Annotated in this window: 23 protein-coding genes; 8 read left to right on the top strand and 15 right to left on the bottom strand. The window is 65.4% G+C overall.

What is annotated here, in order from left to right:
- Positions 1-28: 28 nt before the first annotated feature.
- Positions 29-589: a hypothetical protein gene (locus tag SPYCW_RS02495; protein ID WP_232014798.1), complete on the bottom strand. Its 561-nt coding sequence runs from the start codon at positions 587-589 to the stop codon at positions 29-31.
- A gap of 224 nt (positions 590-813) precedes the next feature.
- Positions 814-1,704 (bottom strand): metal-dependent hydrolase, encoded by an 891-nt coding sequence (locus SPYCW_RS02490; RefSeq protein ID WP_120218050.1) that lies wholly within the window; start codon positions 1,702-1,704, stop codon positions 814-816.
- 58 nt (positions 1,705-1,762) lie between these two features.
- On the opposite strand from SPYCW_RS02490, the gene SPYCW_RS02485 reads away from it, so the two are divergent.
- On the top strand, positions 1,763-2,362 hold the full coding sequence (locus tag SPYCW_RS02485) for a TetR/AcrR family transcriptional regulator (protein WP_120215448.1): 600 nt from the start codon (positions 1,763-1,765) through the stop codon (positions 2,360-2,362).
- 65 nt (positions 2,363-2,427) lie between these two features.
- Here SPYCW_RS02485 and SPYCW_RS02480 read toward each other — a convergent pair whose 3' ends face one another.
- Complete coding sequence (locus SPYCW_RS02480; RefSeq protein ID WP_120215447.1) at positions 2,428-2,883, bottom strand: PA2169 family four-helix-bundle protein; 456 nt, start codon at positions 2,881-2,883, stop codon at positions 2,428-2,430.
- A 295-nt stretch (positions 2,884-3,178) separates the two neighbouring features.
- Between SPYCW_RS02480 and obgE the strand changes: the two genes are divergently transcribed.
- The 6 genes from obgE to SPYCW_RS02450 all read left to right on the top strand — a co-directional run bounded on the left by obgE (position 3,179) and on the right by SPYCW_RS02450 (position 10,330).
- A complete protein-coding gene (gene obgE / locus SPYCW_RS02475) occupies positions 3,179-4,228 on the top strand; it encodes a GTPase ObgE (RefSeq protein ID WP_120215446.1) in 1,050 nt (349 codons plus the stop codon).
- A gap of 49 nt (positions 4,229-4,277) precedes the next feature.
- Positions 4,278-5,075, top strand: a complete 798-nt coding sequence (locus SPYCW_RS02470) for a MipA/OmpV family protein (protein ID WP_120215445.1) — start codon at positions 4,278-4,280, stop codon at positions 5,073-5,075.
- A 46-nt stretch (positions 5,076-5,121) separates the two neighbouring features.
- A complete protein-coding gene (proB, locus tag SPYCW_RS02465; RefSeq protein ID WP_120218049.1) occupies positions 5,122-6,228 on the top strand; it encodes a glutamate 5-kinase in 1,107 nt (368 codons plus the stop codon).
- 142 nt (positions 6,229-6,370) lie between these two features.
- Positions 6,371-7,288, top strand: coding sequence for an SDR family oxidoreductase (locus SPYCW_RS02460; protein ID WP_232014797.1), 918 nt, complete (start codon positions 6,371-6,373; stop codon positions 7,286-7,288).
- Positions 7,289-7,468: 180 nt separating this feature from the next.
- Positions 7,469-9,451, top strand: a complete 1,983-nt coding sequence (gene sppA, locus SPYCW_RS02455; RefSeq protein WP_120215444.1) for a signal peptide peptidase SppA — start codon at positions 7,469-7,471, stop codon at positions 9,449-9,451.
- 121 nt (positions 9,452-9,572) lie between these two features.
- Positions 9,573-10,330, top strand: a protein-coding gene (locus SPYCW_RS02450; RefSeq protein ID WP_120215443.1) for an IS5 family transposase whose coding sequence is annotated in 2 segments (ribosomal slippage) — positions 9,573-9,900 and positions 9,900-10,330 — 759 coding nt in all. Because the reading frame shifts where the segments join, the coding sequence is not laid out codon by codon here.
- A gap of 80 nt (positions 10,331-10,410) precedes the next feature.
- Here SPYCW_RS02450 and SPYCW_RS02445 read toward each other — a convergent pair.
- The 9 genes from SPYCW_RS02445 to mdh all read right to left on the bottom strand — a co-directional run bounded on the left by SPYCW_RS02445 (position 10,411) and on the right by mdh (position 21,746).
- Positions 10,411-11,313, bottom strand: coding sequence for an alpha/beta fold hydrolase (locus tag SPYCW_RS02445; protein ID WP_120215442.1), 903 nt, complete (start codon positions 11,311-11,313; stop codon positions 10,411-10,413).
- Between the two features lie 187 nt (positions 11,314-11,500).
- The gene (locus SPYCW_RS02440; RefSeq protein WP_120215441.1) at positions 11,501-12,133 is read right to left on the bottom strand and encodes a trimeric intracellular cation channel family protein; all 633 of its coding nucleotides are present in this window, start codon (positions 12,131-12,133) and stop codon (positions 11,501-11,503) included.
- A gap of 6 nt (positions 12,134-12,139) precedes the next feature.
- A complete protein-coding gene (locus SPYCW_RS02435) occupies positions 12,140-13,477 on the bottom strand; it encodes an amidohydrolase (protein WP_120215440.1) in 1,338 nt (445 codons plus the stop codon).
- Positions 13,478-13,502: 25 nt separating this feature from the next.
- The gene (gene lpdA / locus SPYCW_RS02430) at positions 13,503-14,906 is read right to left on the bottom strand and encodes a dihydrolipoyl dehydrogenase (protein ID WP_120215439.1); all 1,404 of its coding nucleotides are present in this window, start codon (positions 14,904-14,906) and stop codon (positions 13,503-13,505) included.
- Between the two features lie 100 nt (positions 14,907-15,006).
- Positions 15,007-16,233 (bottom strand): 2-oxoglutarate dehydrogenase complex dihydrolipoyllysine-residue succinyltransferase, encoded by a 1,227-nt coding sequence (odhB, locus tag SPYCW_RS02425; RefSeq protein WP_120215438.1) that lies wholly within the window; start codon positions 16,231-16,233, stop codon positions 15,007-15,009.
- A 32-nt stretch (positions 16,234-16,265) separates the two neighbouring features.
- Positions 16,266-19,088, bottom strand: a complete 2,823-nt coding sequence (locus tag SPYCW_RS02420; protein WP_120218047.1) for a 2-oxoglutarate dehydrogenase E1 component — start codon at positions 19,086-19,088, stop codon at positions 16,266-16,268.
- Between the two features lie 90 nt (positions 19,089-19,178).
- Positions 19,179-20,069, bottom strand: a complete 891-nt coding sequence (gene sucD / locus SPYCW_RS02415) for a succinate--CoA ligase subunit alpha (protein ID WP_120215437.1) — start codon at positions 20,067-20,069, stop codon at positions 19,179-19,181.
- A 46-nt stretch (positions 20,070-20,115) separates the two neighbouring features.
- Positions 20,116-20,787 (bottom strand): hypothetical protein, encoded by a 672-nt coding sequence (locus SPYCW_RS02410; RefSeq protein WP_120215436.1) that lies wholly within the window; start codon positions 20,785-20,787, stop codon positions 20,116-20,118.
- Positions 20,784-21,746 carry a malate dehydrogenase gene (mdh, locus tag SPYCW_RS02405; RefSeq protein WP_120215435.1) on the bottom strand — a complete coding sequence of 321 codons (963 nt, stop codon included), beginning with the start codon at positions 21,744-21,746 and terminating at the stop codon, positions 20,784-20,786. The genes SPYCW_RS02410 and mdh overlap by 4 nt, the downstream gene beginning before the upstream one ends.
- A gap of 312 nt (positions 21,747-22,058) precedes the next feature.
- Here mdh and SPYCW_RS02400 point away from each other — a divergent pair, with 312 nt between their 5' ends.
- Positions 22,059-23,102 carry a polysaccharide deacetylase family protein gene (locus tag SPYCW_RS02400; protein WP_120215434.1) on the top strand — a complete coding sequence of 348 codons (1,044 nt, stop codon included), beginning with the start codon at positions 22,059-22,061 and terminating at the stop codon, positions 23,100-23,102.
- 116 nt (positions 23,103-23,218) lie between these two features.
- Here the strand turns inward: SPYCW_RS02400 and zapE are convergent, their stop codons facing one another.
- From zapE to SPYCW_RS02385, 3 genes are read right to left on the bottom strand one after another with little or no spacing between them, the layout of a single operon-like run.
- Positions 23,219-24,343: a cell division protein ZapE gene (gene zapE / locus SPYCW_RS02395; RefSeq protein WP_120215433.1), complete on the bottom strand. Its 1,125-nt coding sequence runs from the start codon at positions 24,341-24,343 to the stop codon at positions 23,219-23,221.
- Positions 24,340-24,837, bottom strand: a complete 498-nt coding sequence (locus SPYCW_RS02390) for a PaaI family thioesterase (protein WP_171005245.1) — start codon at positions 24,835-24,837, stop codon at positions 24,340-24,342. The genes zapE and SPYCW_RS02390 overlap by 4 nt, the downstream gene beginning before the upstream one ends.
- Entirely contained in the window at positions 24,834-25,616 is a 783-nt protein-coding gene (locus SPYCW_RS02385) for a succinate dehydrogenase iron-sulfur subunit (protein WP_120215432.1), read from the bottom strand. The genes SPYCW_RS02390 and SPYCW_RS02385 overlap by 4 nt, the downstream gene beginning before the upstream one ends.
- Positions 25,617-25,687 lie beyond the last annotated feature (71 nt).

Raw genomic sequence — 25,687 nt, 5'->3', positions numbered from 1 at the left:
CGGGGTGTGCCGAAGCGCGCGCGGCGGGTCAATCGGGGATCAGATAATGGTCGAACAGGTCGTGCAGCACCGCCTTGCCATCGACCTGCTGCTTGGCGCGCATCACCGCGAGCGTGTCGACCCGGGTCAGCACATCGACATGTTTTTGCACCACATGATAATGCGGCCGGTCGGTGAAATCGTGGAACAGAAAGACGCATTCGGGCTTGCAGTGGATGATCGCCTGCAACAGGCACGCGACGCGAAAACGCCCGTCGATCAGCACCGCATCGGGGCTGCCCCCCATCCCGCGCCAGATCTGGCTGTGATAGCGGGGCCAGTCGCGGAGGCGGCCTTCATCGGTCGGATAACCCCAGTCGCCGACCGGGCCGATGTCGATATGCACGGGCGTGAATTCGACCGCGGCGCCCGCAAGATCGGCCTGCACCTTCGCCAGCCAGGCCGCATCGCTGTCGACGCTGACGATCCGCCGCACCTGCCGCGCCGCGACCAATGTGCTGCCGCCGCAGCCGAATTCGAGCAGCGACGACAGCCCCGCCAGTTGCAGCTCGAACTGTATGACTTCGGCCGCCGTCATCTGTGGTTGCATGGTCCCCTCCACTGGCAGGGGGATATGGGACGCGGGGCGCGGCGTCTAGGGCGGCGAAATCAAGAATATCCGCTATGGGGTGGGGAGCGGACGGTCGCGGTCACCGTCGCCCCCGCGAAGGCGGGGGCCGCTAGCCGCCTAATCCTGCGCCGCTGAGTGGACCGACAGTGGCCCCCGCCTTCGCGGGGGCGACGTGCACTTCGGTCGCTAACCGCCAAATAGAATCAGGCGGCCGCCGCGACCCGATCCGCCATCGACGCCTGCACGGGCATCACCGCGTCGGCATAATCGCTCTCATACAGCTTGATCAGCGCGCGATCGTCATGGTTCCACGGGTGAAAGCCCGGCAGGAAATAGCTAAGCCACGGCAGGAAGCTCTTGCGCAGCACGCCAGGCTTGCCGAGCAGGTACCACCAGATGCGTAGCGTGACGCGCCACCCGGTCAGCCCGTCCTGTTTCAGCAGATTTTTCATGCCCTTGATCCGCTTCGGCCAGAAGCGGCTGGTGACGAGCAGCATCATGATCGACTTGGCGCGCCAGCGCTTGAACCGGCTCCAGTCCTTCGTCGCGTGCAGCCAGGTATCGTATGCGACGCCCTTATGCTCGATCTCCTCGATCGCATGCCATTTCCACAACGCCGCCCATTCGGGTTCGGCGCCCGCATACATGCTCTCGTCGCGCAGCATCACGGCCGCCATCATCGCGGTGTAATGTTCCAGCGCGATCGTCGCCATCAGGTTGACGATCTGCGGGCGCGTCTTGATCAGGTCGAGCACCTGATTGACGTCGGCTTCCAGCTCGGAAAGATCATAGCCCGCCTCCGCAGCTTTCTTGTTGAACACGACATGTTCGCGGCTGTGGATCACTTCCTGCTGCGTAAACGCGCGGATTTCGCGCGCCAGCTTCTCCGGAACCCCGTCGCGATGCGCCTTCACCGCCTCGATGAACATCGCTTCACCGCGCGGGAAGGTCACTGACAGCGCGGTGTGGAATGCCGATGCGATCGGGTCGCCGTTCAGCCACCAGCGCCCCTGTTTGTCGTCGCGGCCAAAGCGCATGTCGCGCGGGGTGATCGACAGGTCGGCGGGGGTCGGGGAGAGGGAAAGGCTGGACATATGGTTCATACCGTCGAAAAGGGGCGATGGGGTGGTTGAATAGGGTTTACTTACATATATGTCAATAGTGAAGAAGCGCCTGAGTCCTGAGGAAAGCCGGTCCGCAGCGCTGCACGCGGCGCGGGAGATTTTGATCGAAACCGGGCCCGCGGCGGTAACATTGAAGGCGGTGGCGGCGCGCATCGATCGCACCCACGCCAATCTGCTGCACCATTTCGGTAGCGCCGCCGGGCTGCAAAAGGCGCTCGCCGCCTATCTCGCCGAAACGGTGTGCGCGACGATCGGGCGGAAAATGGCCGAATCGCCGCCGGGCGAACGCAATGTGCGCGAAATCGTCGACCTCGCGTTCGACGCCTTCAACAGCGGCGGCGCCGGCGCGCTGGCGACGTGGATGGCGGCGACCGGTAACGAGGACGCGCTCGATCCGATCGTGGAAGCGATCCACCGTCTGATCGACGGCATGGCGCCCGATGCGCATGAAAAGCGGCTGATGCACGAAGACACGCTGGCGCTGGTGCTGATGGCGCTCGGCGACGCGCAGATGGGCGGCCCGATGGCCGAGGCGCTCGACCTGCCCCGCGATACGTCGCGCGTGCTGGCATGTGAGCTGATCACCGGCCGCATCGCCCGCTTCTGGGCCGAGCAGAACGCCCGATAAAAACGGCGGCTCCGAAGCTTCGGAACCGCCGTCTCCATTCTTCTCCGGGAGGGCGGGAGAAGGTCTTAGCTGGCGTTCAGCTGATGCTTGAGCGCCGACATCTGGTCATGACCATCGCGAACCGAGGCAAAGCTGGTCTGGATCAGCAGCTGCACCGCCGGGTCGAGATCGCCGTCCCTCAGCGCGCTTTCGAACTTCGCCTTGATATGATCCTCGCCGCGCTCGACCTCGGCGACCACCGCCGAATCGTCGCGATCGCCGGTCAGCGCATCGCGCAGACCCAGGAATGCGCGGTGTGCCGACGCCAGCACGGTGCCATCGTCCTCGGGATTACCGCCAAGTTCGCGGACCTTCGTCTGGAACGCAGACACGATGCTCTGGCGCTCGTTGGCGCGGCTCAGAAAAATTTCGCGGAATCGGGCTGCGTTAGCCTCTTCCGCGGCCTTGCGATAACCATCGACGCTGTCGAGCGTCGTTGCGATCAGCGAATTGAGCGTGCTCACATTCTTGTTATCAAACATTTGAAATCCTTTCGGGAAATTAAGAGCAAGCGCTGCGCAGCGGCTTGTTCACTCAACGAGCGCCAGCGGGTAAAGTTGCGTCGGCCTGGCGCTGGGTCAGCGCATTTTGTCGATCGCGGCGCGCACGCATCACAAAACTGGCCATTTCGGCGCACTGCGACTAAGGGGAGCCAACCCGATCATATCGTTCGTCCCGTGCGACGTCGCCAAAGGTGACGCCGCGGCATGAACAGGGACCGTCGCCTGCGCCGCTCCCAGCGCTCCCAAGGCGGTGTTTCCGCTCCAAAGGTTCCCCATGCATTTCCTCGACCAAGCCAAGATTTTCATCAAGTCCGGCGACGGCGGCCCCGGCGCCGTGTCGTTCCGGCGCGAAAAATATGTCGAATATGGCGGCCCCGACGGCGGCAATGGCGGCAAAGGCGGCGACATCATCTTCGAAGCGGTCGCGGGGCTGAACACGCTGATCGACTTTCGCTACACCCAGCATTTCAAGGCGAAGCGCGGCACCCCCGGCGCAGGCCGCGACCGCACCGGCGCGGGCGGCCCTGACCTCGTCATCCAGGTGCCGATCGGCACGCAGATATTGGACGACGACGAGGACCGCAGCCTGCTCGCCGACCTGACCAAGGAGGGTGAACGCCTCGTCTTCCTGCGCGGCGGTGACGGCGGGCGCGGCAATGCCAGCTATAAGACCTCGACCAACCGCGCCCCGCGCCAGCACGGCCCCGGCTGGCCGGGCGAGGAGATGTGGGTGTGGCTGCGGCTGAAATTGCTCGCCGACGCGGGGCTGGTCGGTCTGCCCAACGCGGGCAAATCGACCTTCATCAACGGCGTCACCAACGCGCAGGCCAAGGTCGGCGCCTATGCTTTCACCACCCTGCGCCCGCAGCTCGGCGTCGTCAGCCACAAGGGCAATGAGTTTGTCGTCGCCGACATCCCCGGCCTGATCGAGGGCGCCGCCGACGGCGCCGGGGTCGGCGACCGCTTCCTCGGCCACATCGAACGCTGCCGCGTGCTGCTCCACCTCGTCGATGCGAACGACACCGACGTCGCCACCAGCTACCGCATCGTCCGCGACGAGCTGGAGGCCTATGGCGCCGACCTGACCGACAAGCCGGTGATCGTGGCGCTGAACAAGATCGATACGCTCGACGACGAACTCATCGCCGCGCTGTCGGCCGAACTCGAAGCCGAAAGCGGCCACCCGGTGATGGCGCTGTCGGGCGCAAGCGGCGCGGGCGTCCCCGCAGTGCTCGACAAGCTGCTCGAAATCATCGGCCCCGAAAAGCGGGCGGTCGGGCAGAACGACGACGGCGAAGAATCGACCGACTGGTCGCCGGTTTAGGAACGAACCCGCCGCTGAAGAATTTCGTGCGGAACAACAAGGATTTCGCATGACCCGACACGCTCCCCTTGCCGCACTTTGCCTCGTCGTCGCCACCGCGCTTGCCGGCCCCGCCTACGCCCAGAATGACGGCGACAGCGGCGAAAAGCGCACCCGCATCATTTTGGGCCCGCAACTGTCGCCATCCTGGCCGGGTTCGAAGGAGCTGTCGGTCGGCCCCTATATCGACGTTTCGCGCGAAGGCGTCGGCACCGAATTCACCTTCGAGGCTGCCGACGAAAGCTTTGGCGGACCGCTCATCCAAAGCGGTAATTTTGCTTTCGGACCGTCGCTGGGGTTCATCGGCAAACGCACGGCCGCCGACGTTGGCGCGGACCTCCCCAAAGTCGGCTTTTCGTTCGAGGTCGGCGGGTTCGCGCAGGTCAACCTGACCCCGGCCCTCCGCGTCCGCGTCGAAGGCCGCAAGGCGGTGACCGGCCACAAGGGCTGGGCGGGTGAAGTCAGCGCCGACTATGTCGCGCGCCAAGGCGACGACTGGCTGTTCTCGATCGGCCCGCGCGTGACGCTGGGTGACGCCAAATATAAAAACGCCTATTTCGGGGTGACCCCCGCCGCAGCCACGACCTCCGGCCTCGCGGCCTATGACGTCGATGGCGGCATCCAGTCGGTCGGGGTGACCGCAGGCTATCACCGGATGCTCGGCCGCCGCTGGGGCGTCGCGGTATACGGCCGCTACGACCGGCTCGTCGGCGACGCCGCCGACTCCCCGATCACGCGTGAGCTTGGCAGCCGCAGCCAGCCGTCGGTGGGGGTGGCGCTGAGTTATACCTTCGGGGGCGATCGCTGACGTAATAGCATTGGCGACGACCTTGCATCGCGCTATCGGCGGCGCGATGAGCCTGTTTCCGCCCGCCGCCTGTCACCGCCTGATCGTCAAGATCGGGTCGGCGTTGCTCGTCGATCCCGCGGGCGCGGTGCGGCGCGATTGGCTGGTCGGGATCGCCGCCGACATCGCGGAGCGGACGCGCGCGGGGCAGCAGGTCGCGGTCGTCTCGTCGGGCGCGATCGCGCTCGGGGCGCGGCGGCTCGGGCTGGCGAAGGGTGGGCGCGGGACGCTGGAGGATGCGCAGGCCGCCGCCGCGACCGGCCAGATCGCATTGAGCCAAGTATGGGCCGAGGTGCTGGCCGCCGAAGGGCTGACCGCGGCGCAGATGCTGGTGACGCTCGACGATCTGGAGGACCGGCGGCGCTATCTGAATGCCGCCGCGACGCTCGACCGCTTGCTCACGCTGGGCGTGGTGCCGATCATCAACGAGAATGACAGCGTCGCGACCGAGGAAATCCGCTTTGGCGACAACGATCGCCTCGCCGCGCGCGTCGCGCAGGCGGCGGGCGCGGGCGGCGTGGTATTGCTGTCCGACATCGACGGGCTGTACGACAAGAACCCAGCGCTGCCCGGCGCCACCCATATCGCGCGCATCGAGCGCATCGACGCGGGCGTCGAGGCGATGGCCGATACCGGGTCGGCATCGGGCATGGGATCGGGCGGCATGGTGTCGAAAATCGCCGCGGCGCGCATCGCCAATGCCGCGGGCGCGCACCTCGCCATCGCCTCGGGAAGGATCGACCGGCCGCTGTCGACCGCGGCGCGGCACAGCCTGTTCGTCGCCGACAAGGGCGCGAGTGCGCGCAAGGCGTGGCTGGCGGGCGGACTGACCGCCAAGGGACGGCTGACCATCGACGCCGGAGCAGCAAAGGCGCTGCGAAGCGGCGCGAGCCTGCTCGCAGCGGGAGTCAGCGGCGTCACGGGCAGCTTTGCGCGCGGCGACGTGCTCGACATCGTTGGCCCCGATGGCGCGGTGATCGCGCGCGGCCTGTCCGAATATCCCGGCGCCGACGCCGCGGCGATCGTCGGCCTTGGCCGCGACGCGCAGGAGGCGGCGCTCGGCTACGCGCCAAGAAGTGCCATGGTTCACCGCGACCATATGGTGCTCTTATGATCCTCCCCATTCATGGGGAGGTGGCAGACGCGCAGCGGCTGACGGAGGGGGGGTGCGTCCTTCAGCGACGTAGCGAAACACCGCCACCCCCCTCCACCACCGCTTCGCGGCGGTCCCCCTCCCCACAAGTGGGGAGGATTTTATGAGCGCTGTGTTGGCGATGACCGGCGCGACCGGCTTTGTCGGCGGCGCCACGATGCGGCAGGCGATCGACGCTGGGTGGCATGTCCGCGCCCTCACCCGCCGCCCGCAACCCGACCGCGAGGGCGTGACCTGGATCGCGGGCGCGCTCGACGACACGGACAGCCTCAACGAAATAGCCGCGGGTAGCGACGTCGTCATGCACATCGCCGGGGTAGTCAATGTCCCGACGCGCGCGGCGTTCGAGGCAGGCAATGCCACGGCGACCGCCAACGTCGTCGCGGCGGCGCGCGGCGCCGGGGTGACGCGCTTCGTCCATGTCTCGTCGCTCGCGGCGCGCGAGCCCGGCCTGTCAGATTATGGCTGGTCGAAAGAACGCGCCGAGGCCGCCGTGACCGCAAGCGGGCTCGACTGGACGATCGTCCGCCCACCCGCAGTGTTCGGCCCCGGCGATACCGAAATGCTCGACCTGTTCCGCATGGCGCGTCGCGGCATCGCGCTGCTGCCGCCCAAGGGACGCATGTCGGCGATCTATGTCGATGATCTGGCGCGGCTGCTCGTCGCGCTCGCCGCCGATCGCAGCGCGAGCATCGGCGCGATCTACGAACCCGACGACGGCCAGGCGGGCGGATGGTCGCACCGGGGCTTTGCCCACGCGATCGGACGCGCGGTGGGGCGCCGCCGGATCGCAACGCTGGCGGTTCCTGGCGCGGTGCTGAAGGCCGGAGGTCGGATCGACAAGCTGGTGCGCCGCGGCGGCGCCAAGCTGACCCCCGACCGCGCGCGCTATATTGCGCATCCCGACTGGGTCGCGGCACACGGCGCCCAGCCCCCCGCCGCGCTGTGGCAACCCGAATGGGCGACCGACGACGCGCTCGCCGAAACGGTGCGCTGGTACCTGCGTGCCGGCTGGCTCTAACCCTGGTTCCGTTCGTGTCGAGCGAAGTCGAGACACTGCAAAGACGCGCACAGCCGATAGGCATCTCGACTTCGCTCGAGGCGATCGGGGACTTGGGGACGTAGTCGTCCATAGGACTGGGTTCCCCGCCCGTCGAAGCGTGCATTGCCAACGGCCAGCCGCATCCCTAGGTTTGCAGCCATGACCGACACCACCGCCAACACCCCGAACGATCCCGCCGGCCCTTGGGCCATTCCGGTACGCCGCCCGCTACCCGGCGACGACAAGCCGAAATCGGGAACCAGCTTTCCGCGCAAAGTTTGGCGGTTGCTCGTCGCGATCAAGGATGGATTGGCGCTGATTTTCCTGCTGCTGTTCTTCGTCGCGATTTTCGGCCTGCTCGCGGGCCGTCCCAACGCCGGCCTGCCGGTCAGCGAGGGCGCGCTGCTGATCGAACTCGATGGGGTGGTCAGCGAACAGCCCGCCGAGGTCGACACTGTCACCGCGCTGTCGGGCGGCGACCAGCTGCAGGAAATCCGCGTCCGCGATGTCGTCCATGCGCTGGAAACCGCCGCCGACGACAAGCGCGTGACATCGGTCGTGCTGGACCTCGACCGTTTCCTGGGCGGCGGCCAGGTGTCGCTCGCCGAAATCGGCAATGCGGTCGACAAGGTGCGCGCCAAGAAAAAGCCCGTACTCGCCTTTGCCACCGCCTACACTACCGACAGCTATCAGATCGCCTCGCACGCCAGTGAAATCTGGGCCGACAGCGTTGGCGGCGTCGCCATCGCGGGGCCGGGCGGGTCGCGCCTTTATTACAAGGGGTTGATGGACCGCCTTGGCATCACCGCGAACATTTACCGCGTCGGCACGTTCAAGAGCGCGGTCGAACCCTTCCTGCGCAGCGACCAGTCGCCCGAAGCGAAAGAGGCCAATCTCGCCTATGCCAGCATGCTGTGGGACAATTGGCTGGCCGACGTCAAAAAGGCGCGTCCGGCGGCCAAGATCGACGCCTATATCGCCGACACCGCGGGCGCGGTGCGCGCCGCGGGCAACGATCTGTCCAAGGCATCGCTCGACGCGGGGCTGGTCGACAAGCTCGGCAGCCGCATGGCGTTCAACACCCGCGTTGCCGAAATCAGCGGCGCCTATGACGACAGAAAGCCGTGGGAATATAATGCGATCCCGCTCGAAAACTGGGTCGCGGCCAACCCGCCCGCAACGAAGGGCAGCGCCATCGCGGTCGTTCCCGTCGTCGGCGAGATCGTCGATGGCGAGGCGCCGACCGGGGTCGCAGGCGGCACCACCGTCGCGCAGCATATCCTCGACGCCGCGGCCGACGACAGCACGAAGGCGATCGTGCTTCGCGTCGATTCGCCCGGCGGATCGGTGCTGGCGTCCGAAGAGATCCGTCAGGCTTTGCTCGTCGCCAAGGCGAAAAAGCTGCCGATCGTCGTATCGATGGCGAATGTCGCGGCATCGGGCGGATACTGGATTTCGACCCCCGCCGACCGCATCTTTGCCGAACCCGAAACGATCACCGGATCGATCGGGGTGTTCGGCATCCTGCCGAGCTTCGAGCAGGCGCTCGCCAAGATCGGGGTCACCGCCGACGGCATCGCGACGACGCCGTTGTCGGGTCAGCCCGACGTGGTCGGCGGCGTCAACGACGAGTTCAACGCGCTGGCGCAGGCGAGCGTCGAGGACGTCTATGCGCGCTTTACCGGGCTGGTCGCGAAAAGTCGCAAGCAGCCGCTCGAAAAGGTGCAGGCGATTGCCGAAGGGCGCGTCTGGGCCGGGGGCACCGCGCGGCAGCTGGGGCTGGTCGACCAGTTCGGCGGTCTGCCCGACGCGCTGGCCGCGGCGGCGAAACTCGCCAAGGTCGAGGGCGATTTTCACGCGCAATATTATGAGGACGAACCGAGCGAATTCGCCAAGATGCTGGCCAATTGGGGCAAGAGCGAAGAGGAAGTCGCCGCCGCGCCGCGCGGCTGGTTCGGCATCGCGGCGATGAACCGCCAGCTGACCGAACGCCGGCTGATGCAGGATATGGCGCTGCTGACGCAGACGGGATCGGTACAGGCGGCGTGCCTCGACTGCCGCGGCTATCTGCCCGCCGTGCCGCGGTCGGGTGGTGCGGAGGCGAAGGGGTTCTTGGCGACGATGGCGCTGCTGCTCAAATAATCCCCCTCCCGCTCGCGGGAGGGGCAGCGAGACTTGCGAACTTGTTCGCTAGGCTCAGGACCTATTAAATTGCTTGTGCGAGCATTGATGAGGTGATTCAAGGCGGCAGGAGGACGCAGCCATGAGTGATCTGTTGTTGCTGAGCGAGGCGCAGATGCGCCGGATCGAAGGGCATTTTCCCTTGTCGCACGGAGTTCCGCGGGTCGATGACCGGCGGATATTGAGCGGGATCCTGTTTGTCATCCGCAACGGGCTTCGCTGGCGCGATGCACCAACTGGCTATGGGCCGCACAAGACGATCTACAACCGCTTCATTCGCTGGAGCCGGCTCGGGGTGTTCGACCGCATTTTCGCCGACCTCGCGAAGGACGGAGATGGCGTGCTGATGATCGACGCCACGCATATCAAGGCGCACCGGACCGCGGCGAGCCTCTTCAAAAAGGGGCTCTACCCCGCGCTATCGGACGCAGCCGGGGCGGGCTGACCAGCAAGCTGCACGTCCTGTGCGATGGTCGGGGGCGACCCCTGCGCCTGCTCCTCACCGAAGGACAGCGCAACGATCACATCGGCGCCCGGGCCTTGGCGCCGGACCTGCCCGAGGCGACCGTCCTGCTCGCCGATCGCGCCTATGACAGCCACTGGTTCCGTCAGACCCTCGACGACCGCGGCATCACGGCCTGCATCCCCACGCACCGCAACCACAAGCGACGATTCCCCTACGACCCCGTCCTCTACCGACGGCGCCACAGAATCGAAAACCTCTTCGCTCGCCTCAAGGACTGGCGACGCATCCACACGCGATATGACCGATGCGCCGACATCTTCCTCGCCGCCGTCACCTTCGCATGCATCTGCCTATTCTGGATTAATGAGTCCTGAGCCTAGTCGCAGCGGGGTGGGCAACTGATCCGCTGCTGGCCCACCCCCGACCCCTCCCGCAAGCGGGAGGGGAGAAGGATTTACGCCGCCACGGCGACCCCCTTGGCATGGTCGGCAATGGCATCCGCCAGCGTATCGACCAAGGCCAGCGGCAGGTCATGCCCCATTCCGGGGATCGTCAGCAGTCGCGCGCCCGCGATATTGTCGGCGGTATCGCGTCCCGCGGCGAGCGGCACCAGCGGATCATCCTCGCCATGTACGACCAAGGTCGGCGCGGTGATCGTCTTTAGCAGGTGACGCCGGTCGCCGTCGGCGACGATCGCCGCCATCTGCCGCGCGACCCCCTGCGGGTACCAGCCGCGCTCGAAATCGGCGCGGACGCGGCGCTGGAGGCGTTCTTCGGCGGCGGGATAGGCGGGGCTGCCGATCACCCGCGCGGCGCGGACCGAATAGGCGATCATATCCTCGGGATCGCCGCTCATCGGCCGGTTCGCCAGCACCTGCATCGCTTCCTTGCGCGCGCGCGGCAGGCGGCGGTTGCCGGTGCTCGACATGATCGAGGTCAACGACAGGGTGCGATCGGGGTAGCGCGCGGCGATATGCTGCGAAATCATTCCGCCCATCGACGCCCCGACGATATGCGCGCGCTCGATCGCCAGATGATCGAGCAGCGCGACGCCGTCGGCGGCCATATCGGCGAGCGTGTAGGCCGAACGGACCGGAAGCCCCAACATCGATTTCACGACCATCCACTTGACGTTCGGTACCCCCGCCGCATCGAAGCGCGTCGACAGGCCGACGTCGCGATTGTCGCAACGGATGGTGCGGAATCCGTGGCCGTTCAGCGCATCGACGAACTCGTCGGGCCACAAGGTCAGCTGGCCGCCCAACCCCATGACGAGCAGGATCGCGGGTGCGTCCTTCGGCCCCTTGTCTTCATAGGTAATCGTTATGCCATTGGCGGTCGTCTGCGCGGTGGTCATGCTGCGGAAATCCTTCGGCCGGTTTTCCTTAGCATGGCGCAGTTGACGCGAACGTCAAGTCGGGCATCCAGAACCTACGCGCCGCCTCTCGTCCGTTCGTGTCGAGCGAAGTCGAGACACGCTGCGTTCGTGCCCGCCTTTGCGTGTCTCGACTTCGCTCGACACGAACGGGGAGGTGGTCAGCGCCCTACGCCCCGGTTTTGGGATCGCGATACGCTGGCAAAGCAAGCGACCAGCGGATCGCTGCGCCGCGCAGGATGAACCCGGCCACCGCGCCAATCACGGCGGCAACCGGCGTCCCGGCGCCGAGCCACAGCAAGAGCAGGAACAGTCCCGACGCAAGCGCCGCCGCGGTAACGTAGATTTCAGGGCGCACGATGATCGACGGCACCCCCGCCAAGATGTCACGGATCGTGCCGCCGACGCAGCCGGTGATGACGCCCATCAGTAGCGCCGGCGCAGGCGGCACGCCCCACGCCAGCGCCTTGGCGGTACCGAACACCGCGTAGGCGGCGAGCCCGACGGCATCGGCCCATTCGAGCAATTGCCCCTGCCACCAGCGTTCGGGGGTGATCCACACGATCAACGCAATGGCGATGCACACCGCCGAAATCGCGCCATCCTGCACCCAGAACACCGGCGCGCCGATCAGCAGGTCGCGCACGCTGCCGCCGCCGACCCCGGTGACCAGCGCAAAGAAGGCGGCGGTCACCAACGTCTGGCGCAGCCGCACCGCCATCAGCGCGCCCGATAAAGCAAACACGCCAATCCCCGCCAGGTCGAGCAGCCGAACGATCAGCGCATTGTCGAAATCGAACATCGGCGCCTATTTCGCGCCCGGCCGCACCCCGCCGATGACCGACAGGACGATCGCCGAGACCGCGCCGCGGATCACCGGCTCGGCCTTAGGCGCAAAGAAGGGCGAGTGATTGGTCGGGATCGGCTGGCCCTTGGCCTTCAGGTCGGCGAGGACCGCGGGATCGTAACCGCCGATCGCAAAATAGAGCGACGGAATTCCGGCATCGACAAATTCCGAATAATCCTCGCTCGCCGATACCGGCGCCGCGCTGGCGGGGGCGAACAGCAATTTGTCGCCGAACACCGGTTTCAGGATTTCAAAGCCGTTGGCGGCCATCGACTCATTGTTCACCAGACTCGCGGTGCCGGTCAGATAGGTGATCGTCGGTTCGGGCGCGTTGCCCATCATCGCCGCCGCCTTCGCCGAACGCTCGGCGCCCGAGCGCAGCAGTTGGCGCACCTCGGGGGTGAGCGAGCGGATGTTGACCTTTACCTCGGCGCTGTCGGGGATGATATTGGGCGCGCTCCCCGCATTGATCGCGCCGATCGTCAGCACGCCGAACGCGTAGGGATCCTTTTCGCGGCTGATCACCGTCTGGACATCGGTCACAAAGCGCGCCGCGATCGGGATCGGGTCGAGCGTCGCCGACGGCATCGAGCCATGGCCGCCGCGGCCGTGGAAGGTAATCGAATAGCTGTCGGAGGCCGAGAAAGCGGTCCCCGCCTTGATCCCCACCGTCCCCGTCGGGCCGTTCAGCACATGCGCCGCGAAACCATAGTCGGGCTTGGGAAAGCGCGTCAGCAGCCCGTCGTCGAGCATCGCTTTTGCGCCCTTCAATATCTCCTCGGCGGGCTGGCCGATCAGGACGACCGTACCCGACCAGCTGTCGCGCATCGCGGCGAGCGCCTGCGCAACCCCGACCAGATAGGCGACGTGGGTGTCGTGGCCGCAGGCGTGCATCACGGGCACATCCTTGCCTTCGTATGTCGCGCGCGCCTTGCTCGCCCAGGCGAGCCCCGTCTTTTCCTCCATGGGCAGCGCGTCCATGTCGGCGCGGATCAGGATGGTCGGACCGTCACCATTCTTCAGCACGCCGACGACGCCGGTGCCACCGACCTTTTCGGTGACGGCGAAGCCCGCCTTGCGCAGATGCTGCGCGAGGATGCCCGCGGTGCGGACCTCCTGCATCCCGAGTTCGGGGTTCTGGTGCAGATCGCGATACAGCGCGTCGAGCGCCGGATAATTTTTGTCCAGCAGCGCGGTCAGCCGCGCGTTGGCGGCATTCAGGTCGGGCGCCGCCTGCGCGTTTGTTGCGATGAGGGAGAGAGACAGCGAAGCCGCTGCCCAGAGCCAATGCTTCGCCATAAATCTCTCCCCCTTGCTACGCGTGTCAGACGTGGATCGGTTTGCCCGTCACCGCCATCGCGGCTTCCTTGATCGCCTCGCTGTGCGTCGGATGCGCGTGGCAGGTGTAGGCGATGTCTTCCGACGTCGCGCCAAATTCCATCGCCTGCGCCGCCTGCGCGATCATCGTGCCCGCGACGCTGGCGATGCACCACACGCCGAGCACACGGTCGGTCTTGGCGTCGGCGATGATCTTCACGAAACCGTCGGGTTCGTGGTTGGTCTTCGCGCGGCTGTTGCCCGCCATCGGGAACTTGCCGACCTTGACCTCGCCCTTTTCCTTCGCCTGCTCTTCGGTCAGGCCGACCCCGGCGATTTCGGGCCAGGTGTAAACGACCGACGGAATGACATCATGGTTCACGATGCCCGTCTGGCCCGCGATATTTTCGGCGCAGGCGATGCCCTCGTCCTCGGCCTTGTGCGCCAGCATCGGGCCGGGGATCACGTCGCCGATCGCCCAGATGCCGGGAACCTGCGTCGAAAAATCATGGTCGGTTTCGATCTGGCCGCGTGCATTGACGGCAAGGCCCGCCTTGTCGAGCGCAAGCCCGTCGGTGTTCGGACGCCGCCCGATCGACACCAGCACCACATCGGCTTCCAGCGTCTCCGCTTCGCCACCTGCCGCGGGTTCGAGTGTCAGGACGGCCTTTTTGCCCTTTACCACCGCGCCGGTAACCTTGGTCTTCAGCTTGAATTCAATGCCCTGTTTCTTGAAGATGCGGTTCGCATCCTTGCGCACATCGGCGTCCATGCCGGGCAGGATTTGGTCGAGAAACTCGACGCAGGTGACCTTGGCGCCCAGACGGCGCCATACGCTGCCAAGTTCCAGCCCGATCACGCCGCCGCCGATGACGACCATATGGCCCGGAACCTTGGCGAGTTCGAGCGCCCCGGTCGAATCGACGATGATCTGCTTGTCATTGTCGACATCGACGCCGGGCAGCGGAGTGACCGACGATCCGGTGGCGATGATGATATTCTTCGCGCGATAGGTCTTGCCCGCAACCTCGACACTGTCCTTGCCGGTGAAGGCGGCATAGCCCTTCAGCCAGTCGACCTTGTTCTTCTTGAACAGGAATTCGATCCCGGCGGTCAGCCCCTTCACCGCATCGACGCGCTGCGCGTGCATCGCGGGCAGGTTCAGCTTGGGGGACACATCGATCCCCATCTTGGCCATCGCGCCATTCGCCGCCGCGTCATAATATTCCGACGCATGCAGCATCGCCTTCGACGGAATACAGCCGACGTTGAGGCAGGTCCCGCCCAGCGTCTCGCGCCCGTCGGCGCACGCGGTCTTGAGGCCCAGCTGCGCCGCGCGGATCGCCGCGACATAACCGCCGGGACCGGCACCGATGACCAGAACGTCGTAGTCGTAGGATTGCTCGCTCATGTCTCTTCTCTCGTCATCCCGGCGGAGGCCGGGATCTCTACGTTGCGTCGGACCTTACCGTCGAGATCCCGGCCTTCGCCGGGATGACGGGTAAACCAGTTCAAAGGTCGATCAACAACCGCGTCGGATCCTCGATCGCTTCCTTGATCGTCTTGAGGAACGTCACCGCTTCGCGGCCGTCGATCAGACGGTGGTCATAGCTGAGCGCCAGATACATCATCGGACGGATGACGATCTCGCCGCCCCGCACGACCGGGCGATCCTCGATGCGATGGAGGCCGAGCACCGCCGACTGCGGCGGGTTGATGATCGGGGTCGACATCAGGCCGCCGAACACACCGCCGTTCGAAATCGTGAAGGTGCCGCCGGTCATGTCGTCCATTGTCAGCGTGCCGTCCTTGGCGCGCTTGCCAAGGTCGGCGATCGCCTTTTCGATGTCGGCGAACGACAGGCTGTCGGCGTTGCGAACGACGGGGACGACCAGGCCGTTCGGCGCGCTGACCGCGACCGAGACGTCGAGATAGTCGTGATAAACGATCTCGTCGCCGTCGATGCGCGCGTTGACCGCCGGGATGTCGTGCGCGGCGAGCGCCACCGCCTTGGTGAAGAAGCTCATGAAGCCGAGGCGCACGCCATGCTTCTTTTCAAAGCTCTCGCGATATTTGTCGCGCGTCGCAATCACCGCCGACATGTCGACGTCGTTGAACGTCGTCAGCATCGCCGCAGTGTCCTGGGCCGACTTGAGCCGCTTGGCGATCGTCTGGCGCATCCGCGTCATCTTGACGCGTTCTTCGCGGCGGCCCGATGCACCGCTGGCGGCGGAAGCGGGGGCGGGCGCGGCAGCCGGAGCCGGGGCGGCTGCGGGCGCAGCGCTCGCGGCGGCGAGTACGTCTTCCTTGGTCAGACGGCCGTCCTTGCCGCTGCCTTGGATCTTCGTCGGATCGAGGCCATGTTCGAGCACGAGGCGGCGCACCGCGGGCGACATGGTCGTGACCGTGTCAACGCCTTCGCCCGCCGGAGCGGTCGCGGCGGGGGGCGGCGCGGCGGCTTCAGCCTTTGGCGCCGTGGCGGGCGCAGCAGCAGCGGCGCTACCGGCTTCGATCGTCGCGATCACCGCGCCGACATTGACGGTATCGCCAACCGCGACAACCTGCTGGCCCATCACGCCCGCGACCGGCGAAGGCACTTCGACCGCGACCTTGTCGGTTTCAAGGCTCGCGATGGGCTCGTCGAGTGCAACGGCTTCGCCCGGCTGTTTCAGCCACTCGCCGATCGTCGCTTCGGTGACGCTTTCGCCCAGCGTGGGGACTTTGACTTCGGTGCTCATAGGTGCAGTTCCTTGGGGGTCTTGTGCCTGGCTCAGGCTTTATTCTTGCTGCGGCGAATTTCGGCACGGACGCTGAGGCCCAGTGCGTCGGCGACCAGCGCCGACTGCTCGGTCTGGTGGCGGCTCATCAGGCCCGTCGCGGGCGAGGCCGCGGCGGCGCGTCCGGCATAGCGCGGGCGCATGCCCTTGTGGCCGGCTTCGTTCAGCGCCTCTTCGATGAAAGGCTCGACGAAGAACCAGCTGCCGTTGTTGCGCGGTTCTTCCTGCGCCCAGACGACCTCCTCCAGCTTCGGCATCCGCTTCAAGCGCACCGCGAGCGGTTCGCCCGGGAAGGGATAGAGCTGTTCGATCCGGATCACCGTCGTGTCGGAAAGGCCCGCGGCATCGCGCGCTTCCATCAGGTCGTAACCGACCTTGCCCGAACACAGCACCACGCGCTTGATGTCGGCGTCGGCCGGCGGGGTGCGGTCGGACATGATGCGGCGGAAATGCGCATCGCCGATGAAATCGCTGCGCTGCGACACCGCGAGCTTGTGACGGAGCAGCGACTTCGGCGTCATGATGATCAGCGGCTTGCGGAACGGGCGCAGCATCTGGCGGCGCAGGACGTGGAAATAGTTCGACGGGGTCGAAATATTGCACACCTGGATATTGTCGCCCGCGCACAGCTGCAGGAAGCGTTCGAGACGCGCCGAGCTATGCTCCGGCCCCTGCCCTTCATAACCGTGCGGGAGCAGCATCACGAGCCCGTTGGCGCGCAGCCACTTGGCCTCGCCCGACGCGATGAACTGGTCGATCATGATCTGCGCGCCGTTGGCGAAATCGCCGAACTGCGCTTCCCAAAGCACCAGCGATTTCGGGTCGGCCATCGCATAGCCATATTCGAAGCCGAGCACGCCATATTCGGACAGCGGACTATCGAGCACCTCGAACCGGCCGTGCGGCACGGTCGTCAGCGGCACGTATTTCGCCTCGGTCTTTTGATCGACCCAGACGGCGTGACGCTGGCTGAAGGTACCGCGGCCCGAATCCTGCCCTGACAGGCGGACCTGATAGCCTTCGCTGAGCAAGGTGCCGAAGGCGAGGCTTTCGGCGGTCGCCCAGTCGAACACTTCCTTGTCGCTCTTGTCGGCAAACATTGCGCCGCGTGCGTCGATGACGCGGCGCAGCGTCTTGTGCACTTCGACGTCGGCGGGGACGGTCGTCAGGACGCGCCCGATCGAATCGAACAATTTGTCGCTGACCCCGGTCGAGATATTGCGGCGCGCGTTTTCGGGATCGGCGGGAGCGTGCAGCCCCGACCAGCGCCCGGCAAACCAGTCGGCCTTGTTCGGCTTGTAGCTTTTGGCGCCCTCGAAATCGTCTTCGAGCCGCGCGATGAACTCGGCGCGGCGGGCGTCGGCCCAACCGGCGTCGATCACGCCTTCGCTTTCCAGCTTGGCGGCGCAGAGCTGCGACACCGGCGGGTGCTTGCGGATGCGCTCGTACATCAAAGGCTGGGTGAACGAAGGTTCGTCGCCCTCGTTATGACCGAAGCGGCGATAGCACCACATGTCGATGACCACGTCGCGTTTGAACTGCTGGCGAAAATCGATCGCAAGCTTGCACGCAAAGGTCACGGCTTCGGGATCGTCGCCGTTGACGTGCAGGATCGGCGCCATCACGCCCTTCGCCACGTCCGACGGATAGGGCGACGAGCGCGCATATTGCGGGCTGGTTGTAAAACCGATCTGGTTGTTGACGATGAAGTGGATGCAGCCGCCGGTGTTGTAGCCGCGGATGCCCGAGAAGCCGAGGCATTCCCACACGATCCCCTGTCCCGCGAACGCCGCGTCGCCATGGATCAGCACCGGCAGCACCTGCTCATGCTTGGCGAGGTCGTCGCGCACCACCTGCTGCGCGCGCACCTTGCCGAGCACGACCGGGTCGACCGCTTCGAGGTGCGAAGGGTTGGGAACCAGCGACATATGCACCGACGCGCCGCCGAACTCGCGGTCGGTCGAGGTGCCGAGGTGATATTTGACGTCACCCGAACCGCCGATGTCGTCGGGGTTCGCCGATCCGCCGGCAAATTCGTGGAAGATGATCTTGTACGGCTTCGCCATGACGTTGGCGAGCATGTTGAGGCGCCCGCGATGCGCCATGCCATAGACGATTTCCTTCACGCCGTACTGGCCGCCATATTTGATGATGGCTTCCATCGCGGGGATCATGCTCTCGCCGCCGTCGAGGCCGAAACGCTTGGTCCCGACATATTTCTTGGCGAGGAATTTCTCCCATTCCTCGGCCTCGATCACCTTGTTCAGGATGGCGCGTTTGCCCTCGACCGAAAATTCGATGATCTTGTCGGCGCCTTCCATCCGCTCCTGCAGGAACTGGCGTTCCTTGAGGTCGGCGATGTGCATATATTCAAGGCCGACATTGCCGCAATAATTGGCGCGCAGGATCGCCACGATCTCGCGGATCGTCGCTTTTTCAAGACCCAGCGTCCCGCCGATATAGACGGGGCGGTCCTGATCGGCGCCGACGAAACCATGATATTCGGGGGTCAGGTCGGCTGGCAGCTCGCGCGTGCTGAGCCCCAGCGGATCGAGATTGGCGGCCAGATGCCCGCGCACGCGATAGGTGCGGATCAGCATCATCGCGCGGATCGAATCATTCGCGGCGCGCTCGACTTCGGCATTCGACAGCGGCGCACCCGCCTTGGCTGCGGCGGCCTTGACCGCGACCTGCATCTGCTGCGGATCGAGCGCGGCGGTCAGGTCGTCGCTGTCGATCTGGGGCCAATTCTTCGGCGCCCAGCTGGGACCAGCCTGCGGCTCATCGATGTCAAAGCTTTGTCGTTCGAGGTTCATTGTCTTTTCCATTCTCGAAAGAGAAATGGCTCCGGGGAGGATATGGGAGCGACGCCCGCTGACAACGGCTGTTGACAGCGGGCGCTTAAATCAAACGCGTTCTTTCAGCACTTCGACCAGCGTGGTGCCGAGTTCGGACGGGCTCGCTGACATGGTGATGCCTGCGGCTTCCATCGCCGCGATCTTGCTTTCGGCGTCACCCTTGCCGCCCGACACGATCGCGCCGGCGTGGCCCATGCGGCGGCCCGGAGGGGCGGTGCGGCCCGCGATGAAGCCGGCCATCGGCTTTTTGCGGCCGCGCTTGGCTTCGTCGATCAGGAATTGCGCGGCCTGTTCCTCGGCGTCGCCGCCGATTTCGCCGATCATGATGATTGACTTGGTCGCTTCGTCGGCGAGGAACAGCTCGAGCACGTCGATGAAATTGGTGCCGTTGACCGGATCGCCGCCGATGCCGACCGCGGTCGTCTGACCGAGGCCCGCATTGCTCGTCTGGAACACGGCTTCATAGGTCAGCGTGCCCGAACGCGAGACGACGCCGACGCTGCCCTTCGAAAAGATGCTGCCGGGCATGATGCCGATCTTGCATTCGCCCGGGGTCAGCACGCCGGGGCAGTTCGGGCCGATCAGGCGCGATTTCGAGCCGCTGAGGGCGCGCTTCACCTTGACCATGTCGAGCACCGGAATGCCCTCGGTGATGCAGACGATCAGCGGGATTTCGGCGTCGATCGCCTCGAGGATCGAGTCCGCGGCGAACGGCGGCGGCACATAGATGCAGCTCGCGGTCGCGCCGGTCACATCCTTGGCTTCGGCGACGGTGTCGAACATCGGCAGGCCGATGTGGGTCGTGCCGCCCTTGCCCGGCGTCACGCCGCCGACCATCTGCGTGCCATAGGCGAGCGCCTGTTCGGTGTGGAAGGTGCCGGTGGCACCGGTCATCCCTTGCGTGATGACCTTGGTGTTCTTGTCGATGAGGATGCTCATAACTCGTCTAACTCCTTGGAGGGGCCTATCGGATAGGCTCAAATCATCACTTTGCCGGTGGCTCGACCAATTGCATCGACAGATGCACTGGCTGCGGTCCGTTTCGCGTCGTGGGCGTGTTCAGATTGACGCGCGCGGATGCGTCACCCGCGCTCACCGCCCAATAACCATCGGCAAAAGTATTCTTGACGACCAGTTTTCCAGGTTCGCCATAAGTCGTGCGAAGCGCCTCGATGATGGAGGTGACGCTCGAAAAATCGCGAACGCCGAACACCAGATTGCATTGCTTGCCAGCAGCACGAAACGGACCATAGGGACCCGTCGTCACCGCACCACGGCTCGGCATCGCAATGGGCCGATTCTTTAGGTTGGCATCATCGCCGGTCCATGCCGACACCGCCGCTGCCGCGCTGCGCCATTGCTTGACCCGCGCCTCGCCCTGCTTGCCTTCCGCAGGAAACACAGCTTCGACCTCTGACAACCCGAGAGATGAGGCCGCAATCCGGTCGCCAACCGTTGCGGGGTCCGCACAAAGCCGTCCGAACTCCGCCACGATTGCGGCACCGTCGAGATCGGTGGCGGCAAGGTTGGCTCCCAGAAGCGTCTCGCCGCCCACGACCAGCGCTCGTCCATCCTTGACCGTCAGGGTCACGGACTGGGCGTAGGCGCCTTGAGCGATGCCCAGGCCCAGTGCAGCGGCGGCGATGCGCGATATCATGCGAGCGACGGATCCAAATTTTTGCACGCTTCTAGAAGTTCCTTGACCGCGTCGACCGAGACCTGCAGGCCGGCCTTGTCGGCATCGTCGAGTTCGATCTCGACGATCTTTTCGACCCCGCCCGCGCCGATCAGCACCGGAACGCCGACATACAGGCCGTCAAGGCCGTACTGGCCATCGACATACGCCGCGCAGGGCAGGATGCGCTTCTGGTCACCCAGATAGGCTTCGGCCATCGCGATGCCCGATGCTGCCGGGGCATAGAAAGCCGAACCGGTGCCGAGCAGCGCGACGATTTCGCCGCCGCCGCCGCGGGTGCGCTTGACGATCGCGTCGATCTTGTCCTGCGACGACAGGCCCATCTTGACGAGGTCGGGAACGGGAATGCCGTTGACGGTCGAGTAGCGCACGACGGGAACCATCGTGTCGCCATGGCCGCCGAGCACGAAGGTGTTCACATCCTTCACCGACACATCGAATTCGTCGGCGATGAAGTGGCTGAAGCGCGCCGAGTCGAGCACGCCGGCCATGCCGACGACCTTGTTGTGCGGCAGCCCCGAAAATTCGCGCAGCGCCCACACCATGGCATCCAAAGGATTGGTGATGCAGATGACGAACGCGTCGGGGGCGTTCGCCTTGATGCCTTCGCCGACCGCCTTCATGACCTTCAGGTTGATGCCGAGCAGATCGTCGCGGCTCATGCCCGGCTTGCGCGCGACCCCGGCGGTGACGATGATGACGTCGGCGCCCGCGATGTCCTTGTAATCGTTCGATCCGGTGATCTTTGCATCGAAGCCCGCGATCGGACCGACCTGCGACAGATCGAGCGCCTTGCCCTGCGGCACGCCTTCGACGACGTCGAACAGGACGACATCGCCCAGTTCCTTCTGCGCGGCGAGCAGCGCCAGCGTTCCGCCGATATTCCCGGCTCCGATCAATGCGATCTTCTTGCGTCCCATGGCGCGCGGCACTCCCTTCCTGGCAAGCCCGGCAATGCTTCACAGACCGGCGGCACACGGGCCAAAGTGCCGTGCCGATCCCAAGACTTGGGTCGCCCCTACGCCGATTCCGTTAACGAAACAACCGCGAAAAGCGCGAAATTCCGCCTTTTTCTGCAAATAGTTCGCAATAACAACAAGAAGCAACGCAGCCGATCCTGCGCGGGTTTGGATGGACAATAGCGCGTATGCGTGACAGGCTGACGGACGTCGGGGAACGGCCACCCGGCGAAGTTAACCCTCCTTTATCGCTGGGGTGATAGGCGCGAGCGGATGACGCGGGCAATCATCAGTTTCGATACCGAGCTGTCCGCCGGGCTATACCAGCGCGGCGCCGATGCGCGCGCCAATTTCGAAAGCTCGATCCTGGGGCGCTGCCGCGAAGGCGATTTCGGCATCCATTTCCAGATGGACATGCTCGAACGCCACGGCCTGACCGGGGTGTTCTTTATCGATCCGATGCCGGCGCTGGTTTACGGCCCCGAAGTCATCGATGCGATCGTCCGCCCGGTGCTGGACCGCGGGCACGAGGTGCAGGTCCATATCCACACCGAATGGCTCGCCTTCGCCCGCTTTAACCCGGTCGGGCGATTGACCGGACGGAACATCGGCGACTTTCCGCTGGCGGCACAGAAAAAGCTCATCGCGCTCGCGCGCGACATTTTGGTCGGCGCGGGGGCGCCCCGACCGACCGCGTTTCGGGCCGGAAATTTCGGCGCCAACGACGATACGCTGCGCGCGCTCGCCGCGCTGGGCTTTCGTTTCGACAGCAGTTTCAACGCCGCCTATCTGGGGCATGGCTGCGCCATCTCGCTCGATGCCGGGAACCAGGGCATGCGCGAGCATCATGGCGTGATCGAAGTGCCAGTCAGCGGCCTGATGGACCGCGCCAACCGTTTTCGCCCGGCGCAGCTATGCGCGATGTCCGAAGAGGAAATGCGCGACGCGCTCGATCACAATGCCGCCAGCGGCGCGATCCAGTTTTCGGCGTTCAGCCATAGCTTCGAATTGCTGAGCCGCGACCGCAAGGTCGCCAACCGGCTGGCGATTTCGCGGATGGAGGCGCTGTGCCGCGCCGTTGCCGACGATGCCCGCGTGACCAGCGGCGGGCTGATCACCCTGCCCGCGCCGCCCGCGCGCCCCCGCCGTATCCACGTTCCCGCGCCGCGCCCGTTTCGCACGCTGCGCCGGGTCATTCAGCAAGGGCTGGGCCACCTCGCACATGAGGTGCGCTATGTCCGCGATGTCATCGCGGTGACGATCAATTCGTCACGCTGGGGCAAAATTGCCACCGGCGTCCTGCTCGCCATGGCTTGAGTCTGCTTCGGGCGGGCCGACTCTAGCCGTAGCCCTGAGCCTGTCGAAGTGCGCTTGTCCGAGAAGCGCCCTTCGACAGGCTCAGGGCTACGGCGCAGATTGGCCGGAGCAATATGCTAAACGGTGGCGTCCTGCTCGCCATGGCCTAACGCGAGGTAGTCGTCCGACTGCATTTCGGACAGGCGGCTCGCGGTGCGTTCGAATTCGAACGCACCGTCGCCCGCGACATACAGATCATCGGGCATCGCCGCGGCGCTCGCCAGCAACTTGACCTTATATTCGTACAGCGCATCGACCAGCGTCACGAAGCGCGCCGCTTCGTTGCGGTTTTCCGGTCCCATACGCGGGATGCCGACGATAATGACGGTGTGGAAGTGGCGCGCGACCGCCAGATAGTCCGACGCCCCCCGCGCCTCGGCACACAGCCGCTTGAACGAAAAGACCGCAACGCCTTTCAACGCCTTCGGCACATGCAGCGTCCGCCCGCCGCCAAGGTCGAGATCGAGCGTCGGCACATGCGCGCGGTCCTCGGGCGGATAATCGGTCAGGCGGAAAAAGGCGGCCGACAGCGCCGCACTCGCCGCCTCGTCGGCGGGGACGAACCAGCGCGCACCATCGCCCAGCCGGTCGCGGCGGTAATCGGTCGGCCCGTTCAGTCCCATCACGTCGAGTTTCGCCTCGATCAGCGCGATGAAGGGCAGGAAATGCTCGCGGTTCAGCCCGTCCTTATACAGGTCCGATGGCGGGCGGTTCGAGGTCGCGACCACCGTCACCCCGCGATCGATCAGCGCGGTGAACAGGCGCGAGAGGATCATCGCATCGGCGCTGTTGTTCACGACCATCTCGTCGAACGCGAGGCAGCGGGTGTTTTCGACCAGCGCGTCGGCCACGAGCGGGATCGGGTCGCCCGCCTCGCTTTTGCGCACCTCGCGCATCCGGGCATGGACGTCGAGCATGAAGGCGTGGAAATGGACGCGCCGTTTGCGCTGGATGTGCAGCTGGTCATAGAACAGGTCCATCAGCATCGACTTACCGCGCCCGACCGCGCCCCACAGATAGACGCCGCGAGGGTTCTCGGGCTTGCGCCCGGTCAGCCTCCAGAGCAGGCTGCCACGCGGCGGCACCGCCTCGAGTTCCGACTGCAACAGGTTCAGCCGCTCAGCGGCGGCGCGCTGTTCGGGATCGGGGCGGAGTTCGCCGCCGGCGACGAGCGCGTCATAGGCCGCGAGCACCGACATCAGCCGCGATCCTTGCTCGCCTTGCGAATGGTGCCCGAAAAGCTGAGCACGATATGACTGTCGCTGTCGCCCTGCACCACCAGTCCGCGCAGGAAGATCAGGCGACCGGTCTCGCGGACCAGCTCGACGACCGCGTCCAATGGCTCGCCGAGCCGACCCGCGCCGACGAACTGGGTCGACAGGTCGAGCGTCACCGAATGGCCTGCATTGAGCGCTCCGAACTGATGCGCCGCCGCAAACAGCGCGATGTCGACCAGCGCCAGCGTGACTGCGCCATGGACATTATCGCCCAGATTGCTGTGCTTACGCTCCGGGATCATGCGCACCCGCGCGCAAGGGCGACCGTCGGACGTCGGTGGTTCGACCCGCACCGTCAGCGGCTCGATAAAGCTGTTGAAACGGCTTGCGTCCTTGAGGTCCCAGCTCAGCCAGCCGTCGTCGAGTGCCTCGGCGCTGAAATGGTCACGCCGCTTCGGTTCCTCGATGCCGTCGTTCACACCTGCCGCTCGGCTTCCATTTTCTTGATCTCGGCGATCGCGCGCGCGGGGCTCAGTCCCTTGGGGCAGGCGTTCGAGCAGTTCATGATCGTGTGGCAGCGATAGAGGCGGAACGGATCTTCCAGCTCGTCGAGGCGCTCGCCGGTCATTTCGTCGCGACTGTCCGCCAGCCAGCGATACGCCTGGAGCAGGATCGCGGGGCCCAGGAACTTGTCGCTGTTCCACCAATAGCTGGGGCAGCTGGTCGAACAGCAGGCGCACAGGATGCACTCATAAAGCCCGTCGAGCTTTTCGCGTTCGGCGGGCGATTGCAGCCGCTCCTTGCCGCTCGGGGTCGTCGTCTTGGTCTTCAGCCAGGGTTCGATCGACGCATATTGCGCATAGAAATGGGTGAAGTCGGGGACGAGGTCCTTGATCACATCCATCGCGGGCAGCGGCGTGATCGTGATGTCGCCCTTCAGATCCTCGATCGCGGTCGTGCAGGCGAGGCCGTTCTTGCCGTTCATGTTCATCGAACAGCTGCCGCAAATCCCCTCGCGGCACGAGCGGCGGAAGGTCAGCGAACTATCCTGCTCGCTCTTCATCTTGATCAGCGCATCGAGCACCATCGGGCCGCATTTCTGGGTATCGATCTCGAAGGTATCGAAGCGTGGATTCTGGCCGCTGTCGGGGTCGTAGCGATAGACTTTGAACGTCTTGACCGCGGCCGCGCCTTCGGCCTTGTGGACCTTGCCCGTCTTTTGCGGGCGGCTGTTCTTGGGCAGGCGGAATTCGGCCATGTCGCGGGCTCCCTGTGCAATTGCGGGCTGACTAGACCCGATTGGCAGGGACGACAAGGGGTTGATGCGCC

The organism is Sphingopyxis sp. EG6 (genome assembly GCF_003609815.1).
GTDB lineage: Bacteria > Pseudomonadota > Alphaproteobacteria > Sphingomonadales > Sphingomonadaceae > Sphingopyxis.
The sequence above is the reverse complement of the archived record's forward strand: the minus strand, read 5'-3'. Positions and strand labels throughout refer to the sequence as shown.

Excerpts from the sequence above, each read along its gene's own strand:
- SPYCW_RS02495 (WP_232014798.1), bottom strand. The coding sequence starts at position 589 with ATGCAACCACAGATGACGGCGGCCGAAGTCATACAGTTCGAGCTGCAA.
- SPYCW_RS02490 (WP_120218050.1), bottom strand. The coding sequence starts at position 1,704 with ATGTCCAGCCTTTCCCTCTCCCCGACCCCCGCCGACCTGTCGATCACC.
- SPYCW_RS02485 (WP_120215448.1), top strand. The coding sequence starts at position 1,763 with ATGTCAATAGTGAAGAAGCGCCTGAGTCCTGAGGAAAGCCGGTCCGCA.
- SPYCW_RS02480 (WP_120215447.1), bottom strand. The coding sequence starts at position 2,883 with ATGTTTGATAACAAGAATGTGAGCACGCTCAATTCGCTGATCGCAACG.
- obgE (WP_120215446.1), top strand. The coding sequence starts at position 3,179 with ATGCATTTCCTCGACCAAGCCAAGATTTTCATCAAGTCCGGCGACGGC.
- SPYCW_RS02470 (WP_120215445.1), top strand. The coding sequence starts at position 4,278 with ATGACCCGACACGCTCCCCTTGCCGCACTTTGCCTCGTCGTCGCCACC.
- proB (WP_120218049.1), top strand. The coding sequence starts at position 5,122 with ATGAGCCTGTTTCCGCCCGCCGCCTGTCACCGCCTGATCGTCAAGATC.
- SPYCW_RS02460 (WP_232014797.1), top strand. The coding sequence starts at position 6,371 with ATGAGCGCTGTGTTGGCGATGACCGGCGCGACCGGCTTTGTCGGCGGC.
- sppA (WP_120215444.1), top strand. The coding sequence starts at position 7,469 with ATGACCGACACCACCGCCAACACCCCGAACGATCCCGCCGGCCCTTGG.
- SPYCW_RS02445 (WP_120215442.1), bottom strand. The coding sequence starts at position 11,313 with ATGACCACCGCGCAGACGACCGCCAATGGCATAACGATTACCTATGAA.
- SPYCW_RS02440 (WP_120215441.1), bottom strand. The coding sequence starts at position 12,133 with ATGTTCGATTTCGACAATGCGCTGATCGTTCGGCTGCTCGACCTGGCG.
- SPYCW_RS02435 (WP_120215440.1), bottom strand. The coding sequence starts at position 13,477 with ATGGCGAAGCATTGGCTCTGGGCAGCGGCTTCGCTGTCTCTCTCCCTC.
- lpdA (WP_120215439.1), bottom strand. The coding sequence starts at position 14,906 with ATGAGCGAGCAATCCTACGACTACGACGTTCTGGTCATCGGTGCCGGT.
- odhB (WP_120215438.1), bottom strand. The coding sequence starts at position 16,233 with ATGAGCACCGAAGTCAAAGTCCCCACGCTGGGCGAAAGCGTCACCGAA.
- SPYCW_RS02420 (WP_120218047.1), bottom strand. The coding sequence starts at position 19,088 with ATGAACCTCGAACGACAAAGCTTTGACATCGATGAGCCGCAGGCTGGT.
- sucD (WP_120215437.1), bottom strand. The coding sequence starts at position 20,069 with ATGAGCATCCTCATCGACAAGAACACCAAGGTCATCACGCAAGGGATG.
- SPYCW_RS02410 (WP_120215436.1), bottom strand. The coding sequence starts at position 20,787 with ATGATATCGCGCATCGCCGCCGCTGCACTGGGCCTGGGCATCGCTCAA.
- mdh (WP_120215435.1), bottom strand. The coding sequence starts at position 21,746 with ATGGGACGCAAGAAGATCGCATTGATCGGAGCCGGGAATATCGGCGGA.
- SPYCW_RS02400 (WP_120215434.1), top strand. The coding sequence starts at position 22,059 with ATGACGCGGGCAATCATCAGTTTCGATACCGAGCTGTCCGCCGGGCTA.
- SPYCW_RS02385 (WP_120215432.1), bottom strand. The coding sequence starts at position 25,616 with ATGGCCGAATTCCGCCTGCCCAAGAACAGCCGCCCGCAAAAGACGGGC.